Consider the following 18,427-nt stretch of genomic DNA (forward strand, 5'->3'; position numbering starts at 1 on the left):
TTACATTACGCCAACGCTTCTCTCAGCGCCGCCAGGCGTGCGCGCAGCGGGTTATCCAGCGAGTTGGCTGCATCATGACCCTCATTTTGCTCGATCAGGGTATTCAACCCCACCAGCCAGTCATAGATATAAAACGCCGCGCCGTTGACCGGCGTTGCCGGCAGCTGCGTTAAACGAGCCGGATGGGCAGCATCCATCTGGGCTGGAGAGACAAAGATCGGCTGCCCCTGATGGATGCGACTGGCCGGACGCTGTGATGCTGGCAGATGTTGGAACCCCAGCCAGGCGACAAAATCACCCAGAACGCTTAATGCCTGAGATATTTGCCGATCGGCAGTGCCTCCTGCCGCCGCCAGACTGTGGCGCAACTGGGCCGCCAGATCCAGACGAAAAGCGGCGTTAATCAGTTCATCTACCAGTAGATTCAGCGTGGTTTGCTCCAGCGCCAGCAGCTTGCGCACTGCGCCATGGAATGGCAAGGCGCGTAAATGGCAGATCCAGTCAGCGAACAGCGCATCGGCAAACGCGTGATTGTCTGGCGTAACGTTTTGGCGGTGTGAGGCGTTGGTCAACAGATCCAACTCCACGCCAATACTGAACCGATCGTCGACCGCTGGCCCGATGCTGCCCGCTTGTCGCTGCAAACGGCGTAGCCGATCGCGGTCTGGCAACAGACGCTCCAGCAGTTCGCCGTGTACGCCGGTTCTGGCTTGCAGGGCCTTGAGCAGGTACTGGGCGGTTTGTCGTTTCTGCCGCCCCTGGCTCTCGGCCGATTGATGCCAACCGCCGAGCAACGTTTCGCGCACCTCGCGTCGCAGCGCCTGCAACAGCCCGGCAATACGCTGACGCTGCATCTCTCCCTTGGCCGCTGCGGCCAGATAGGCGAGCATTCGCCGAGCGTCGCTGGCATCTAGTGCCAATAGCGATCCCCACTGGGCGCCGCTGGCACTGACATAACGCTGCACGGCGTCGTCCAGCATTTTTTGTCTGGCCGAAGCGCGCCGCTGGCTAAAGACCCACATCAGATCCGGCTTGCCGTCGCCGCACAGCGGCGGTTGCTCACCCTGCTGGCGCTGCTGCCAATCGGTTAGCGCTTTGCCGACCTCGGCAACGTCCTGATGCCGGGTGGCAGTGGAGCCTACCAGCAACAGCTGCGGTTGGCGGCGGTCGGTGCAATACTCCAGCAGACAGGCCCGTTTGGCCTGCATCAGCCGCCGTATTGGCGTCGAGGTGTCGCCGCCTGCGCCGGCAGGAATATCCAGAATATCGACCGGTTCGCTAAACGGATCGTTTTCAACCGGTTGGCTGAGACACAGTTCAATGCTCAGCAAGGCCAGTTCGGCCAATGAAAACGCCCGGCGTTCGGCATCATCGTTATCCAGCGTCTGAATCTGCACGCGTCTGTCCTGCGGGCTATTGAGATGCGCGGCCAGGTTCCCGTCAATGATGCCATTGAGGTACGGCAGTTCACCCGCAGGTAACTGGATATGCCGGCTGCCGAGGCCGTGTAACGAGTGGGCCAGTTGGCGATATAGCCCGGTCAGCTGTGGCTGACTGTTCCACAACGGAGCAAACAGCTGGGCACGCCGATCAATATCCAGATAGGGCGCCAGGGCGGTTGCGGCCAACCAGAAGGCATTGGCAGGGGGCGTTTGTGGCCGATGGCGTAACAGCGCTTCCCGCAGTGACGTTACGCAGCATGGCGACATTCCCGCCACTGGCAGCGTTTGACGCTGCGGCTTTAACGCTGCCAGTTGCTGATTGAGCCGTTGCTCGTCCAGCGCCGGCGCGCCGGCGGTAATGAACAGCAGTTTGATCAAATCGGCCTCGGCCAACAGCGTGAGGCGTGGCGCGGCGATTGTCGCACAATGACGGTAACGGAGGATCAGCGTCGGTGGTGCAACCTGCATCGCCTGGCGTCCCAGAATGCCAGCCAGTGATGCATTTTCTGCCTGAACGCGACCGTAAATGCCGATGCTGAAAACATCGCTGGCCGCCTGCGCCAGACTGCCGGCGTCGCGTTGGCTGCGGTGCAACGCCAGATGCAGACGGTCGGCCTCGATAGCCAGCCGCGTTGAGTGCTGCCGGGCGTGGTTCAACCAGTCGGCAATATTGCCAATCGTAAGTGCGGTGTGCTGTGCCTGCTGCACCAGGGTATTGGTGGTTAGTGGATTCATGTGTTGAAGACGCTCCCGCTGTCGATCCAATAGTGCGTCGCGCCGGTACCGCCGGCGGCCAGGGTATTAAGCCTGAGTTGCAACTGTTGCAAGGGAACCGGTGTGCCATCCGCCAGTACGGCATCCGCCAGTTCAAAGCGTTCACCGTCCACCACCCGCAGCCGTAGATGCAAAACGTCGTTGCTGGCCAGGCGACGTGCCAACTGCCCGTCGGCGATGCTCAGACTGTACAGTGGAGTTGCCGGCCAGCGATCGTTGTCTAACTGCCGAAACCCCAGTTGTAACGGACCTCGCAGAGCAAAACGCTCTGCGGAGAGCATAAACTCGGCCGCATCCAGATCGATGTCACGGTAATAGACGTTATCGGCGGTGAGCGCCTGCCGTGTATCAAGCATGCCGAGATAGCGAATGGTGCTATAAGGCTGAAAATCACCAGCCTTGAAGTAGAAACTGCCCAGGCGCAGATCGAGCGCCAGCAGGCAGAGCATCGCGCCAACCGCCGCGGTAGATTTTGGATTTTCAATCTTGCCCTGATGGTGGAATGGATACCAGCTGCTGGTGTGGTAACCGTCCAAGGGAACGATGCGGTTGGCCGGCAGCGGCTGCAAATGGCGCAGCAACGCCTGCACGCCCGGCAGGCGGCACGGGCGTCCGCTGAGCAGCAATACATCACAGTTGTAATGTGCGACCACTTCCGCCAACGCGCGCAGACAGGCAGCGATGCGCATCTTGCCGCTCAGGAATGCCGCGTGCAGTTGATGCAGCGGCAGCAACAGCGGCGTTTGCAGAATATCGAATGTGGCGGCGTCAGCCGGTAGCTGGCGTTGAGTTTCACCGTTGACGAAGGTCAGTACGCCGGAGGTGGGCATCTGGGGTAACAGTTCGCCAAAGGTTGCCGCCAGCTCCGCATGCCGATCCAGCGGATCGTATTGCTCATAGGCCTGTAAAATGACGTGACCGAGCGGTATAAACAGCTGCAAGGCCGTTTGCTGTCGACGGGCGGATAACCCGTCCAGACGGCCCTGGTTGCCGAACAGTTTGTCCATCAGCGCCGACGGTTGCGCGACGCCAGCCTGCTGCAGTGCCCGTTGTACCGCCGGCAGCAGGTATTGCTGGATCACATCGAGCAGAATATCGTCGCCGGCCATCTTAAAACCTTCGCGAAACAGCAGGTTTGGCACGATTTTCACGTTATGCCCCACACCGTCGTCGAGAGAAAACTGGGTAATGGCTAAATCGCTGGTACCGCCACCAATGTCAATCGAGGCGATGCGCAGCGCGTTACCGTGCTGCTGGCGGTCCGGTCGCGCCATACTGGCAAAAAACGCCGCGCTGTGGCCGGAAAAATTCAACTGTGTCTCATTGTAGAGATACACCAGTTGACCACAGGTGGCCTCATCCCAATTCATGTGCACCTGCGGCACCGGCAGTTTACCTGCGTTTTGCTGCGCCGGGCTGGTGAAGGGCGCATCCTGCGGGTGCCAGCCTTGTGCTTTCCACACCAGGCCAATGGCATCGTGCATACGGCGGCGGAACAGTTCACGCTCTGGTTTCGGCATCGCGCAGGGCAGCGTGAGAATAATATTACGCAACCGCCGCGGCGCGTTGCCGTGTGGCATTTTCAACCGTTGGCCAACGCTGTTGATTTGCATCAGCACCTGCGCCAGCAGTTCGCTGAGCATCAGCGTCATGATCGCGCTACGGCTGTAGCTGGCGCTGAACACCGGCAGCCGTTGCTCGGCCGCCAGGTTAAACAGTGGCTGCCCTTCATCGTTGATCAAATGCGCCAGCGGCGCGGCAGCGGCCATCGGTTCCTGCGGCGCATTGAAGCGCCAGCCATGGGGATAGCGTTCCTCGTCCCACAGATAACGGCGTGGACTGGAAAGGCCGGTTACGCCTTCTGTACCTTGGCGCTGGGCCGCCAGTCGACAGGCTTCTCTGCCGACGCGTATCATCGACGGCCAGCAAAATGCCTGTTCACGCCCACTCTGGAATGAAAACTGCGCTTTGCCAAACTCGGCCGGTGCAAACTCGGCACGGCTGTCAAACTGCGCCTGGTACAGGTACTGCGGTTTCGCCAGGTCGCGCAGTTGCAGTTCGTAGGTCTGTTTTAGTCCGTCACTTTCCTCTGGATGATCCTCAACCATAATGCCGCAGGTATGCGAGTTGCCGACGTCAAGGATCAGATCGACAGCTACCGCCGGCGCCTGTGCTGACGGGGCGATCAGTTTGATTTGCGGCAATGGCAGGCGTTCGCCGAGTATCGCCAGCAGGTTAAGGTAGTGTGCCTGATATTCAAACAGCTTTAGCGCATTACGTAGCGCTGCTTCGCTGCGTTGCTCGAGGGTAACGGCCTGCTGAACAAACGTTTCCCGCAGCCAGCCGTCAACCCAGGTCAGATCGAGAAACGGGTCAAGATCGCGGCCATGGTACGCCAGGGCGAAACTCAACCCGGCGTTGACGTCATGATCGGTGGGTGCCAGCGCCGCTTCGTCGGTGCTCAGCACCTGGGTGTCAAACGCCAGGGTGATACGCCAGCGGTTACCGTCACTATCGGTATCTTCCAGCCGGGTAATGCGCAGCCGCGCCCAATTATCCGGTCCTGCCAGCACGCCACTCGCAGGGTTGATGCGCAAGAACGGCAGCGGCAACCATTGGTTGTTCAGCAGGTGGAGTGAGTATTCCAGCGGAAAACGGAATTCCGGCCGTACCATTTCCGGCGCCTCTCCAGGCGCATTGGCCAGCAGATGCCTGCCATGCGCTGCGTCGAACGCCAGCCGCAGCAGTGGGCCGTTGGCGGTTTTGCGCACAAACGCGCCGGGCAGTTCCGGCAGGACGGTAGCGGCGGGCAAACCAAAATCAAGGAATTGAATGCCGCTGTCTTGAATCAGCGTGACTCGTGCGGGGTAATCGGTCAAAGTCGCCAGCATTATTTTTTCTCGCGCGTCATCATCATGGGGTAGTTGGCCTGGTCGCCATAACGGCCGATACATTGCGCAGGGGCGTCGTCGCCCATCGGCGTACAGACCAGCTCAGGCAGTTGATAGCGTGAACCGTCGCTGCACCGGGCCCGAGTACGGCTGTTGATCACCAGATTGCCGGATTGCATCAGCCCGGCCTCAACCTTGACGCTGCAACGCACTCCGTCGGCCTGCGTCAGATTGGCCGTTCCTTTGCCGTGGTACAGCCGATAGCGCAGAGTGGGCAGTTTACCGGTCAGCGGGCTGTCGACCGCCGGCCGCGCGCGCCATTTACCGTCAAGAAAACGGCTGGATCCGGCTCTGACCGCTACCGTAGGCATAACCAGCGCATTTTTATCGTGCGGCGCGGCGATCTGGGGCGCAGGCGTCATCACCGTGGCAGTTGCCAGCGGTAGTTGAAGCGGCGCTAGCACAACGGTTTTTTTGCCTGGCGACGCTGGCGCCACGCTGGCCGTCACCGTGACGGCAGCGGGCGCAGACGGCCAGTTGCGCAACGCCAGCGTTATTGCCAGCGCCAACAGGACGGCCAACGCCAGGAGCCAACGCCAAAGTCGGCTGATGCTCCTCATCCTGGGAGCGACAACCGCCGCCGTTGCCGGCGCGGACGGGATACTCTCGGATGGCGAGGGAGCCATGGCTGCTGGCTGCGGCAGGTCGGTATGTCGGATGGCCGTCTCTTGCGGCACTGGACGCAGACAGGCAAAGATATCGTCGTGCATCGAACCCTCTTGGCGGTTGAAGCCCCAAAAGGTCAGCACCGGTTTGCCATCCAGCAGAAAAACGTACTGGGCGTCGGGAACCTGCAAAACATGGTCGAGCAGGGCAGCGAACAGCCTGTGCGCCGGATTGGCGGATGCCAATGCCCGCTGGCTCAGCATCACGACCGCGCTGCGGCCGGCGTCGAGGGCCTGCAATGCAGACTGACGCTGCACCGGGCTGGCGGCTTGCCAACTGGTTACCGCCCCGGCGAAAGGGGCATACCAGTCGATGCGATCGCCGGCTTGATTAACTTGAGGAATGGCCAGCATCTGCGCTAGCGCAGGCTGATTTTGCAGGCGCAGCGCTTCGCGCAGCGGATGCGCCAGGGTATAAACCGGTTGCCCATTTTCCCCCAGGGCCACCACGTCGTGCAAACTGCCACTGCGTAAAAAGGGTTTTGTCACGCCACCAGAACCTTGGATAAACACAAACGGCGAGTATAAATACCGGCGGTGAAATCAAAGCCGGGAGCAAAGGCTAAAAGCGCCATCTGTTTTATCCATCAGCGTGATGGCATTATGTGTGGCACTACCATCAGATAGATTCTGGGGTTCTATACTTGCTTGATGACCTTACACGGAGTTTGAGATGAAAACACCCGATCTGCCAGACAATGAAGCGTTGCGGGTGCAGGCTCTACATGCCTTGAAGGTGCTGGATACCGCGGCGGAAGAACGTTTTGATCGCATTACCCGCATGGCGCGGCGTTTGTTTCGAGTACCGATTGCGCTGGTTACGCTGGTTGACGAAAATCGACAGTGGTTCAAGTCCAACTGCGGATTAAGCGCGCAGGAGACGTCGCGCGACATATCTTTTTGCGGCCACGCGATCCTTGGTGATGACATTTTGATGATCCCTGACACGTTGCAGGATCCGCGCTTTGCCGACAATCCGCTGGTGACCGCGACGCCGCACATTCGTTTTTACGCCGGCTGCCCGTTAAGCTACACGCAGGATCTCAAGCTCGGTACGCTATGCCTGATTGACGACAAGCCTCGGCAATTCGACGACGAAGACGCCAATACCTTGCGTGATTTGGCCGCCATGGTCGAGGCCGAGCTGCGTTCATTCCAGGCGTCGACCAGCGACGAACTGACCGGTATTTCCAACCGACGTGGCTTTCAGTTCCTGTCGCGCTACAGCCTGAATGATTGTCAGCGGCACCAGGTCAGCGCCAGTCTGGTGTTTATCGATCTGGATAAATTCAAACAGATCAACGATAACTACGGCCATCACGCTGGCGATCGGGCGCTGGTGACCTTTGCTGGTCTGCTGAAGAGCGTTTTCCGTGATGTTGACATCATCGCCCGCTTCGGCGGCGACGAGTTTGTAGTGCTGGTTGCCGGCAAGAAACGATTCGAAACCGAACGGGACGTTAACCGGCTGCAACAGCAGCTGGAGCAAAGCAATGCCATGCGCACGGAGCCTTACCAGCTGGGTTTTTCCTACGGTATCGTCGAGTTTGAACCGCAGCAACCGCAGGAGATTGATGCGCTGCTGGCTGCCGGTGATGCCCTGATGTATCAACTGAAAAAAACCAAAGCACATCGCTGAAGCCTGGCTGTCACTGCGCCAGTAGTTGCGCCAGACTGCTGCGCAACCATTGCAATGCCGGATCCTGCTCGCGACGACGATGCCACAGCATGGCGACCTCAAACTTTGCGATTTCCAGCGGCAGTGCGCTGGCGCAAAGGCCAAAATGCTGACGCCAACCGGGTTCCAGACCATCCGGTACGGTGGCGAAAGTTGGCGTACGTTGTAGCATCAGCGGTAATGCCGCAAAGTGCGGCGTGGTGTAACGCACCCGCCGCCGGTGACCCAACGAGGCCAGTTGACGATCAATAATGCTGCTGTTGGCGCCGCGATAGGACACCAGCAGGTGCTCACCGCGCGTGTAGTCCTCCAGCGTCAATGGCAGCCTGGGCTGCCATTGCGCCGGATGCCAGAAGGTTTTGTAGCCCATCACCGCCAATACCTGCCGCCGCAGTCCCTGTGCGGCACCGTCCGCCACCGAGATGGCCAGATCGATGCGATCCTGCTCCAGGGCTTCGCCATCCTGAAACGGATCGGTTGCCACCACGTCGAGGGTGATACCTGGGGCATGCTGATGCAGCAGTTCGAACAGCGGCGGCATCAACCAGCTTTCCACCCAGTCGGTGATACCGAGACGAAAGCTATGCTGCGAGCTGGCTGGCGAGAAGCGCGGTTGCCGAAACAGTACCTGCTGCATAGTTTCCATCAGCGGCGTCAGCTCACGCACCAGAACGTGGGCGCGCGGCGTCGGATCCATACCGTTGGCCGAACGTACGAACAGCGGATCGTCGAACATGGCACGCAGCCGCGCCAAGGCACCACTGACCGCCGGTTGACCAAGAAACAGTTTCTCAGCGGCGCGGGATACGCTGCGTTCCCGATACAGCACCAGCAGAACCGTCAATAAATTCAGGTCGATACGGCTAAAATCATTTTCTCTGATATTCATAATCAATCTAATCGATTTGAATGATGTAATTGGACAGTACGATAATCTCTGCCACCGTTAAAGTGGTATTTTTTATTAACAGGATGGCTATGAAAGCATATTTAGTACTGTCTGCCGGCTTGCTGCTGGCAATCTCGCAGACCAACGCTGCCGATACGCATCAGCAGGCGCCGGGATATTATCGTATGGCATTGGGCAAGCTGACGGTGACCGCTGTTTCCGACGGAACCATCACGCTGCCGCTGGAGAAATTGTTGCTGCCGATCGATGAGCAACGTTTAAAACAGCGAATGGCCGAAGACGCGATGACGCCGCAAGCGGAAACCTCAATCAATACCTTCGTGATCGATGACGGCAAACAGCGCGTTCTGGTCGATACCGGCGCGGGGCAGCTGTTCGGGAACAACGGTGGCCATCTGTTAGCCAACCTGAAAGCGGCCGGTTATCCGGCGGAAAGCATCAATGCCGTATTGGTGACCCACGTGCACGGCGATCATTCCGGTGGCCTGACGCTCAATGGCAAACCGGCATTCCCCAATGCCGAGGTCTATGTCGACAAACACGATCCTGATTTCTGGCTGGATAACGCCAACCAAAGCAAAGTGGAAGCGGGGCAGCGCCATACCTTTAAACAATCTGCCGATGTGTTAAAGCCGATTATCGCCGCCGGAAAATTGAAAACCTTTAGCGCGCCTGCCACCTTGCCACTGGGCATACAGGCGCAGGCGGCCTATGGGCATACCCCGGGCAGCGTAACCTACCGGGTAGAAAGCGCGGGGCAAACGCTGGTGCTGTGGGGGGATATCATCCATGCCAAGGCGGTGCAGATGCCTGAGCCGAAGGTGGCGATTCATTTCGACGTCGATCGTCAGCAGGCCATCGCGACCCGCGAGCGTATTTTGGCGCAGGCCGCCAAACAGGGCTATTGGGTGGCTGCGGCACATATTGCCTTCCCCGGTTTGGGTCATGTGCAAGCCCAGGGTCAGGGTTACCGCTGGGTGCCGGCAAATTACAGCACCCAGTTAACACCGTAATCCGCCATAGTGGCAGTGCAGCACGCAGCCTGCCCGCCGTGACGCTTCGGGGCCGTGCCGGCGGCCCCGTTTTTCCCATCCCGGCGCCTGTCAGGCACCAATCGCCACGTTCCGGTTGTCCGCACCGCTGGTCAGCAGCGCCATCATGGTCTGGATGATGCAGCTTTCGCTGTAACCCGCCTGAGCCATGCCGCGAATGCGGTCAGCATCGTTTTCGCCGTGCATGACATATTGCTTCAGGTAATCCAGTACCTCGATGTCACGACCGCTGGCGTAGTGATACAAGCGTTGCAGGGTAAACAGCAGGTGGCGCGACAGTTCGGTTTTTTCTGCTGTCTGACAGTCGATGTACGGCGCATTGAAGCCATAGCGCTGGGCGCAGAAGGTATTGCAGGTGACGGCAGAATGATAGGACTGTGGCAGCGGCCGGCGTTCATCGAGCAGATATTTCACCAACAGCTGCGCATAACCGCTGAGCATGCAGGCATGATAAATCGACAATGGCGTATCGCAGACGCGGATCTCTACCGTACCGAAGTCGGGCTTCGGCCGGATTTCCCAATAAATATCCTTCAGGCATTGTATGATCCCCAGCCGCGTTGCGGTGTCGACATACTGGTTAAACTGTTGCCAATTGTGGATATTCTCAATGTAGCCGAAGGTGTGGAACGAGTTCAGCGCACTGAAACGGGAGCTGGCAAAGCGTGTATCAACCGACTGGTAATAAGGCGACGAGGCACTCAGGGCGATAAAGTGTGGCAGGTAGGGGATCAGCGCGTGGCAGAGATAAATGGCATCATCGCCGCTTTCAACACCGACGTGAATATGTTGGCCGAAGACGCAGGACAGTTTCGCTAAAAAGCCCAGATGCTCGTACACCTCCTGATAACGTTCGGTAGGGGTAATGCATTGTTCTTTCCAATCGCTGGTTAGATGGCGCCCCCCGCCGCATAGTCCACAGTGATGACTGGCGGCTACATCCGACAGCTGGCTGGCAATGGTGCTCAATTCATCGTACAGGGTAAATGGGTTTTTATGCACCGTCGAATTAATTTCTATGGTTGACAGCGTCAGCTCTTCCTTTATATTTTTTTCATTATTCACGGCCTTTATAATTTCCAGACCTTTTTGCGAAAGATCGCAGCTGGTCAAATCAATCAGCTGTAATTCTAATTCGGTGCCCAAAGTGTAATCTGGCGAGGGATTAAACGGAATAAACGGCATGATTTACCTCTTTCGCAAGGTGCGAACAAATTCTTCGATATAGGGAATAATAACCAGCAGTAATATTGCCGTGAACAGCGTCAGCATATAACTGGTCGGCAATGGCGGTGTTTTCCAGCGCAGCGAAAAGTCGGCTGGTCTGTCGGCCATGCCAAACAGAGCGGTGAAATCCTGCCAGTTTAACGAGATCACCATCAGCATCGCCATTAACGGGATCATCTCCAGGAAACTGTGAATATGCTGTTCTAACGGTGTTACTTCCCGTTGGTCCACCGCGTAGCTTACATCCCACAGCGCCGTGGCCTCATGAACAAAAAAAGCGACTATCATCAACAAGATAATCAGACTGTTGATCTCAAGGAAAATGGCGGCCAGCAACGGAATACCGACTTCGACAAACATCATCAAATGCAGCAGCGACTCCTTGGTACCGCTGGTTTTCTCTATTTCAGTCGCGCGGTGGCATGCCCAATCGGCGATGCCAGCCAATAACCATAATGGCATAACGAAATATAGCAGCATCGCCAGCGTCGGGTCGCCCGTAGTCATTATTTCACCTGCTTGTCACCGGATTCTGGCGCGTGGTGATAATCATCCTTTTCCCGCTTTGGCGAAGCGGCTGGTGGGGTGTTTTTTTCCGGCTTCTTCTGCTGATTGGTGTGATGGTTCATCATTAACCTCCGACTAATCGATATATTAATTAGTCTTATAAGATTAGCCTAATATAAAAAATAATCTTTTGCAGACACAAAAAAATACAGATAAGCGGGGCAATGTTAATGATAGTGGACATATGTTAATTATAAATTAAATAACGATGTCTAAATATTTCAACAGCAGCGCCGGGCATTGCTCATCCCCGGCGCAATCAATCCGCAAACTAGCGCTCAACTACCCGTCCAGTGCCCCGTCCGCGCGGATCGGAAGCGGTTTCAGGCGTCGTGCCATTGACGCGGATCGCCTGAATATCCCCCATGTTCCAGCCCTGATCCTCCAGGGTATAACCCAGCGCGGTTAATTGCGCCGCAACCTGACCGGTCAACGGCGCGTAACTGTCGTAGTAGATGGTGTCTTTGGGCAGCAACTGGTGGTGCACGCGCTGCGCCGCTACCGCCTGTTGCAGGGGCAGATGATAGTCGTAGATATTGTTCAGCACCTGAAAGATTGACGTGAAGATGCGCGAACCACCCGGCGTGCCGAGTACCAGCGTCACCTTGCCGTCTCGGGTAACGATGGTCGGACTCATGGACGACAGCATGCGCTTGCCGGGTTCAATGGCATTGGCGTCGCTGCCCACAACGCCAAAGGCGTTTGCCACGCCGGGTTTGGCGCTGAAATCATCCATTTCGTCGTTCAGCAAGAAGCCGGCGCCTTTGACCACCACGCCGCTGCCAAAGTCCCAATTTAGCGTATAGGTATTACTGACCGCGTTACCTTGCGCATCGATAATCGAAAAGTGAGTGGTTTGGTGCGTTTCCAGGCCGGGACGTACTTGTTCGCTGGCGGAGATTGCCTGCGGGTTCACCTCTGCCGCACGTTTTTGCAGATAATCGGCGGCGGTCAGCTTGGCCACCGGCACATCGGTAAAGTCAGGATCGCCCAAATAGTCGGCACGATCGGCAAACACCCGTTTTTCAATTTCCGACAACAAATGGATATAACGTGCCGAGTTGAGCGTGACGCCCTTGAAATCGGCGGCGCGATACTCCTTGATTGCCAGCAACTGCGCCAGAGCGATGCCGCCGGAGCTTGGCAGCGGGGCGGTATAGACGGTATTGCCACGCCAGGCTATCTGCATCGGCTCACGCCACTTGACGCGGTAATCCTTCAGATCGTCAGCGCTGATCAAACCGCCGTCCTGTTGCATCTGTTTCACCAGCAGTTTGGCGGTTTCGCCGCGGTAAAAGTCGTTTGCCCCGCCATCGGCGATTCGTTCAAGGGTGTTTGCCAGTTCTGGCTGTTTAAACAGACTGCCTGGCTTCATGCTGCCAAAGTAGTCACCGAAGTTGGTTTTGCCGGCAAACAGTTTATTGGCATCTTCACGATACTGGTACTGTTGCCTGGCGACGGTAAAGCCCTGCCGGGCGTAGCCAATCGCCGGCGTCAACAGTTCCGCCCAGGGCAGCTTGCCGAACTTCTGGTGCGCTTCCCATAATCCCATCACCGTACCGGGAACCCCGGCGGCCTTGCTGCCAACCAGGCTGAGGTTATCGATCACCTGGCCTTTCTCATCCAGATACATGCCTTTGCTGGCGGCGCTGGGCGCGGTTTCACGATAATCCAGGAAGTAGGGCTTGCCGTCGATATACAGCGTCATAAAGCCGCCGCCACCGATGTTGCCAGCTTCGGGATAGGTTACCGCCAGGGTAAAGGCGGTTGCCACGGCGGCATCCACCGCGTTGCCACCGGCCTTGAGGATCTGTGCCGCGACGTTGGCACCATACTCGTCCGGTGCGGCCACGGCACCGGCGTTAAGTTCAGTAGCAAACAGCGGAGAACTGGCAGTCATGATGGCCGCGCTAAGCGCCATTATTTTAAACAGGCGAATCTGCATAATGGTTCCTTTCTGGTTGTTGTTTATGCTACGGCCACGTGGCTAATGCCTTGTTGCTCAATTATTTCCATCCGATTTTTGCCCCGGCCGCCATAAACAAAATAGCAGCAGTGGCCGTTGACCGCCTGACGCAGGCCGGCAATTTGCCCACCATGAGGCGTCGCTCACAAAGGCAGGCAACCAGGGAAATCTGCCGGGATGTTTTACCTGTTTACCAGAAGCGGTTATAAAGAAAGCTAATGGTTTTGCACAGAAGGAGGGTCTATGGCGTCAGACTTCGAGCAACAGCTACAACAATTGCTGCACAGTTTGTATCCTGCCGAACGACAGCCAGCCTTGATCGCCGACATTTTGGCGTTGATAGAAAAGTGGCGCTTACCTCGTGAACAACTGTCGCAATCGGTCGACGAGAAAACCATTTATCTGATTGCTTACGGCGACGGCCTGTATCAGGACGACGAAAAACCGCTGCGGGTACTGAAACAGTTCGCCGATCGCTGGCTACAAGGCTTAATCAGCGATATTCATCTGTTACCGATGTTTCCCTGGACCTCGGATGACGGTTTTAGCGTGGTGGATTATCGGCGCATCAACCCTGAACTGGGGGACTGGACAGACATCCGCGCGTTAAATCAGCACTATGATTTGATGTTCGACTGCGTAATAAACCATGTTTCCAGTGCCAGCCTGTGGTTTCAGGCTTATCTGCGCGGCGAGGAAAAATACCGGCACTATTTTATCGAGGCCGATCCACAGGCCGATTACCATTCGGTGATGCGCCCACGCGCGTTGCCGCTGCTGACGCCGTATGTCAAAGCCAATCATCAGCGCGTCTATTTGTGGACCACCTTCAGCGAAGATCAGATAGACCTTAATTTTCGGGAACCGGCCGTATTGCTGGAAAGCATCGACATACTGCTGCAATACGCCGCGTCCGGCGGACGGTCGATTCGTCTGGATGCGATAGGCTTTATCTGGAAAGCGGCAGGAACCCCGTGCATTCATTTGCCAGAAGTGCATCAGATCATCAAGCTGTGGCGACTGGTGCTCGATCGCGCCAATACCCATTGTCGCCTGATCACCGAAACCAACGTGCCGCACGGCGAAAACATTCGTTACTTTGGCAACGGTGACGAAGCGCACATGGTGTACCAGTTCCCGTTACCGCCGCTGACGCTGCATGCATTTTTACGCCAGGATACGCGCTGGCTCAATGCCTGGGCGACCCGCCTCAGCGCCGAAACGCAGCCGATCAACACCACCTTTTTCAACTTTCTGGCCAGCCATGACGGCATTGGTCTGCGGCCGACCGAAAGCCTGCTGGACGATGCCGAACGCGCGTTTCTGGTGGCCGAGGTGGAGCGTAAGGAAGGACGAATTTCCTGGCGTAACAACCCCGACGGCAGCAAGTCGCCGTATGAGCTGAACATCAATTATCTGGATGCCCTGTGCGAGCCGGATGACGAGGTCAATACCAAAGCCGACAAGTTCGTAGCCGCACAGTCCATCCTGTTAGCGTTCCGCGGCGTACCGGCGCTGTATTACCATAGTCTGCTCGGTAGCCGCAGCGATCTGGCGGGGGTAGCGCGTTCCGGCATCAACCGGCGCATCAACCGTGAAAAGCTGCAGTTGAAAAGCCTGGAACAACAGTTGGTCGAACCCGGCACGTTGCGGGCAGAAGTGTTCCATCGTCTGCGCCACCTGATTTATTGTCGCCGTACCCAGCCGGCGTTTGCCCCGCAGGCGGCGCAGCGGGTGCTTAAACTCGGCGACGCACTGTTCGGCATTGAGCGAGCCGAACAGCACGGGCAGGAACGCATCAGCTGTGTGGTGAACGTCAGTGCCAAACCTCAAGCGCTGCATTTGCCGCTACCGGGTACCGATCTGATCGCCATGACGGCGTTTGACGGCCGCATGACGTTGCGGCCGTGGCAGGCGGTATGGATCAAACATTCAGCACCTGACGGCCCGCGTTTCGCCACGCTGTAATGGTGGATTACTGCAATTGCAGATAGGCCACCTGGGTTTGCAGATATTCTTCCAGGCCGTGGCGGCCATCGGCGCCGCCGATACCGGACTTGCGCCAGCCGGCGTGGAACCCTTGCATCGCTTCAAAGTTTTCACGATTGATGTAGGTTTCGCCGAATTTCAGCTGCTTGAGCGCGCGCATCGCCACATTGAGATCGCGAGTAAAAATGGAGGAGGTGAGGCCGTATTCGCTGTCATTGGCCATGGCGATGGCCTCATCCAGCGTGTCGAAGGTCGCTACCGGCAATACCGGGCCAAACACTTCTTCTTGCATGATCTCCATATCCTGACGAACCTCCGTCAGTAAGGTGGGAGGGAAGAAATAACCGCTGCGCGCGGCACGTTGCCCGCCAAATCGCAGCGTCGCCCCCTGTTCGACGGCGCGTGCCACCTTGTCCTCCACCCGTTGTACCGCCTCTGCGCTGATCAGCGGTCCCATATCCAGCCCGGTTTGCGTATTGGGATCGCCATAGGTCACCCGTTGCAATGCCGCGCTGAGCCGCTCGATGAACTGGGGATAAATTGCCTGTTGCACATAAACGCGTTCGGCGCAGTTGCACACCTGTCCGGTGTTGATCACCCGTGAACTGACGATGGCTTTTACCGCCAAATCCAGATCGGCGTCGGCCATGACGATAGCCGGGGCTTTACCGCCCAGTTCCAGCGACACTTTGGTGACGTTGTCTGCTGCTGCGTGCATGGTGGCGATACCCGCACCGACGCTGCCGGTCAGGCTGACCATACCGACCTTGGCATTGGCCGCCAGCTCCCGACCAACCTCGGGGCCATAGCCCGTCACCAGATTGAATACCCCGCGCGGCAATCCGATCTGATGCACAATCTCGGCAAATATCACCGCGTTGCCCGGCGTCAATTCGCTGGGTTTGATCACGATGGTATTGCCGGTCAGCAGGGCTGGCGCCGCCTTGCGCGCAATCAGGAAGAACGGGAAGTTCCACGGTAAAATGCCGGTGGTGACGCCGATGGCCTTCTTGAACAGCAAAATCGTCTCGTTGGGCCGATCGCTCTGGATAATTTCGCCTTCATAACGGCGCGCCCATTCAGCCATATAATCAAGGTAATCGGCGGTGAACAGCACTTCCACCTTGGCCAGCTCCTGCGTTTTACCGCCTTCGGCGACGATGGTGGCGGTCAGCTCCTCCGCACGCTGACGAATGCCGTTGGCAATGGCGCGCAGCCACTGCCCGCGCTCGACGGCAGGTAACGCCTCCCAATCGGCCTGGGCGGCGGCGGCGGCATCAATCGCCTGTTTCGCGTGCTCGGCGCTGCCTTGAGGGATCTGCATAATGATCTGTTCGGTCGACGGATTGATGACGTCGATCCAGCGATCGTCAAGGTTGGCGATAAATTCGCCATTAATATACATGCGTTTTTGATTCAGGGTCATGGTAGCGCTCCGCAGGGTCTTGTTAATTTATTGTTATATTAACGGGGTTGCTGCGTTAAAAACCTTTCTATCACTGCCATCTGAGGCCGAAGAGTGGCAAAAAAGGAAGACAAACAAGATCACAGGTGAAGAATGCTCGGACTGGTTTCTACTTTATGGAAACGTTGTACGGTATTACGCCAATCAAGATATAAAGTAATAGCGAACGACGTAGAGCACGCTGGTTCAACCGCTAAAAAAAACGGTTGCGGCGTTTCTCCAGAGAAGGTGGCACTCAGTAAGAACAAAAAACCGGCCAGTATTCACTGGCCGGTTGCGACAGTCATGTTATCAACCGGGCTTGATTAGCGACCGGCGACGGTAACGAAACGTGTTTCGAGATAGGAGTCGATCGCTTCGCTGCCACCTTCAGTGCCATGGCCTGAGTCTTTCACGCCGCCAAATGGCGTTTCCGGCAGGCCAAAACCGATGTGGTTGATGGTCAGCATACCGCTTTCGACATCACGCCCCAGCGCGTTGACGGTAGCAATATTGCGGCTGTACGCGTAGGCGGCCAGGCCATAGGGCAGGCGGTTGGCTTCGGCGATGGCCTCGTCATAATCGTTGAACGGCCGCAGCAGCGCAAGCGGACCAAACGGTTCTTCCGACATGGCGCGCGCATTCAGCGGCACGTCACGCAATACCGTCGGCGCGAAGAAATTGCCTTTGCCCGGCAGACGTTTGCCGCCGGTGGTGACTTTTGCCCCTTGGGCTATCGCGTCTTGCACGAACGCCTCAATGGCATCGACGCTGCGGCCGAGTACCATTGGCCCCATGGTCACGCCGTCGTCCAAACCGTTGCCGACGTTGATTTCACGCACCGCCGCGGTGAATTTTTCGACAAACGCGTCATACACGCCCCGTTGGATCAGGAAACGGGTAGGCGCAATGCACACCTGGCCGGCATTGCGGAACTTGGCGGCTGCCAGTTCTTTCGCCGCCGCATCAAGATCGGCATCTTCAAAGATCAATACCGGCGCGTGTCCGCCCAGCTCCATGGTGGCTTTTTTCATGTGCTGACCAGCCAGTGCCGCCAGGTGTTTGCCGATGCGGGTTGAGCCAGTGAACGAAATCTTGCGGATGGTCGGGTGAGGGATCAGATACTCCGACACCTCCGCCGGCGTGCCGTAAACCAGCGCAATCACTCCGGCTGGGATCCCGGCATCGGCGAAGGCCTGGATCAGCGCGGCCGGCGAAGCCGGGGTCTCCTCCGGCCCCTTGATAACGATCGAGCAACCAGCAGCCAGCGCGGCCGACAGTTTGCGCACGATCTGGTTGATCGGGAAGTTCCACGGCGTAAAGGCCGCCACCGGGCCAACCGGCAGCTTCAGCGTTTGCTGCTGTACGTCCTGCTGGCGTGCCGGAATGATTTGCCCATAGGTACGGCTGGCTTCGCCGGCGAACCAGTCGATCACGTCGGCAGCGCCGAGAACTTCCACTTTGGCCTGCGCCAGCGGTTTACCCTGTTCCTGCGTCATCAGCGTGGCGATCTGCGGTGCACGTTCGCGCAGCAGGGCGGCGGCCTGGCGCATCAGGCTGGCGCGCTGATAGGCCGAGGTTTCACGCCAGATTTTAAAACCGCGCTCGGTAGCGGCCAGCGCCAGATCGAGATCTGCCTGTCCGGCATGGGCGACGTGACCGATGGTTTCGCCGGTCGCCGGGTTGGTAACCGCCAGCGTTTTGCCAGATTGGGCATCACGCCATTCACCATCGATATAAAGTTGTGTATTTGAGTACATTG

At 57.6% G+C, this 18,427-nt stretch carries 13 protein-coding genes; 3 read left to right on the forward strand and 10 right to left on the reverse strand.

What is annotated here, in order from left to right; all coding sequences use genetic code 11:
* Positions 1 to 5: 5 nt before the first annotated feature.
* Genes NYE85_RS15895 through NYE85_RS15905 form a run of 3 tightly spaced genes read right to left on the reverse strand, consistent with a single transcriptional unit; the run spans position 6 to position 6,321 of the window.
* Complete coding sequence (locus NYE85_RS15895; protein ID WP_259005695.1) at positions 6 to 2,177, reverse strand: virulence factor SrfC family protein; 2,172 nt, start codon at positions 2,175 to 2,177, stop codon at positions 6 to 8.
* On the reverse strand, positions 2,174 to 5,107 hold the full coding sequence (locus NYE85_RS15900; protein ID WP_259005696.1) for a virulence factor SrfB: 2,934 nt from the start codon (positions 5,105 to 5,107) through the stop codon (positions 2,174 to 2,176). Before NYE85_RS15900 ends, NYE85_RS15895 begins: the two co-directional genes overlap by 4 nt.
* Positions 5,107 to 6,321, reverse strand: coding sequence for an SrfA family protein (locus tag NYE85_RS15905; RefSeq protein WP_259005697.1), 1,215 nt, complete (start codon positions 6,319 to 6,321; stop codon positions 5,107 to 5,109). Before NYE85_RS15905 ends, NYE85_RS15900 begins: the two co-directional genes overlap by 1 nt.
* A 184-nt stretch (positions 6,322 to 6,505) precedes the next feature.
* On the opposite strand from NYE85_RS15905, the gene NYE85_RS15910 reads away from it, so the two are divergent.
* Complete coding sequence (locus NYE85_RS15910; protein ID WP_259005698.1) at positions 6,506 to 7,471, forward strand: diguanylate cyclase; 966 nt, start codon at positions 6,506 to 6,508, stop codon at positions 7,469 to 7,471.
* A gap of 10 nt (positions 7,472 to 7,481) precedes the next feature.
* Here NYE85_RS15910 and NYE85_RS15915 read toward each other — a convergent pair whose 3' ends face one another.
* A complete protein-coding gene (locus NYE85_RS15915; RefSeq protein ID WP_259005699.1) occupies positions 7,482 to 8,399 on the reverse strand; it encodes a LysR family transcriptional regulator in 918 nt (305 codons plus the stop codon).
* An 89-nt stretch (positions 8,400 to 8,488) separates the two neighbouring features.
* On the opposite strand from NYE85_RS15915, the gene NYE85_RS15920 reads away from it, so the two are divergent.
* Positions 8,489 to 9,433 (forward strand): MBL fold metallo-hydrolase, encoded by a 945-nt coding sequence (locus tag NYE85_RS15920; protein WP_259005700.1) that lies wholly within the window; start codon positions 8,489 to 8,491, stop codon positions 9,431 to 9,433.
* A 90-nt stretch (positions 9,434 to 9,523) separates the two neighbouring features.
* Here the strand turns inward: NYE85_RS15920 and NYE85_RS15925 are convergent, their stop codons facing one another.
* From NYE85_RS15925 to ggt, 4 genes are all read right to left on the reverse strand, one after another.
* The gene (locus NYE85_RS15925) at positions 9,524 to 10,657 is read right to left on the reverse strand and encodes a YbdK family carboxylate-amine ligase (protein WP_259005701.1); all 1,134 of its coding nucleotides are present in this window, start codon (positions 10,655 to 10,657) and stop codon (positions 9,524 to 9,526) included.
* Positions 10,658 to 10,660: 3 nt separating this feature from the next.
* Entirely contained in the window at positions 10,661 to 11,206 is a 546-nt protein-coding gene (locus NYE85_RS15930) for a diguanylate cyclase (RefSeq protein ID WP_259005702.1), read from the reverse strand.
* On the reverse strand, positions 11,206 to 11,331 hold the full coding sequence (locus NYE85_RS15935; RefSeq protein ID WP_259005703.1) for a hypothetical protein: 126 nt from the start codon (positions 11,329 to 11,331) through the stop codon (positions 11,206 to 11,208). The genes NYE85_RS15930 and NYE85_RS15935 overlap by 1 nt, the downstream gene beginning before the upstream one ends.
* A gap of 206 nt (positions 11,332 to 11,537) precedes the next feature.
* Positions 11,538 to 13,211: a gamma-glutamyltransferase gene (gene ggt, locus NYE85_RS15940; RefSeq protein ID WP_259005704.1), complete on the reverse strand. Its 1,674-nt coding sequence runs from the start codon at positions 13,209 to 13,211 to the stop codon at positions 11,538 to 11,540.
* Positions 13,212 to 13,475: 264 nt separating this feature from the next.
* On the opposite strand from ggt, the gene NYE85_RS15945 reads away from it, so the two are divergent.
* A complete protein-coding gene (locus tag NYE85_RS15945; protein ID WP_259005705.1) occupies positions 13,476 to 15,200 on the forward strand; it encodes a sugar phosphorylase in 1,725 nt (574 codons plus the stop codon).
* Between the two features lie 7 nt (positions 15,201 to 15,207).
* On the opposite strand, the gene aldA is transcribed toward NYE85_RS15945, so the two are convergent.
* Together aldA and NYE85_RS15955 are read right to left on the reverse strand one after the other, a co-directional pair.
* A complete protein-coding gene (gene aldA / locus NYE85_RS15950) occupies positions 15,208 to 16,647 on the reverse strand; it encodes an aldehyde dehydrogenase (RefSeq protein WP_259005706.1) in 1,440 nt (479 codons plus the stop codon).
* A 344-nt stretch (positions 16,648 to 16,991) separates the two neighbouring features.
* Positions 16,992 to 18,425 (reverse strand): NAD-dependent succinate-semialdehyde dehydrogenase, encoded by a 1,434-nt coding sequence (locus tag NYE85_RS15955; protein WP_259005707.1) that lies wholly within the window; start codon positions 18,423 to 18,425, stop codon positions 16,992 to 16,994.
* Between the last annotated feature and the right edge of the window lie 2 nt (positions 18,426 to 18,427).

Source organism: Serratia sp. AKBS12 (genome assembly GCF_024793895.1).
In the GTDB taxonomy this organism is placed as follows: Bacteria; Pseudomonadota; Gammaproteobacteria; order Enterobacterales; family Enterobacteriaceae; genus Serratia_F.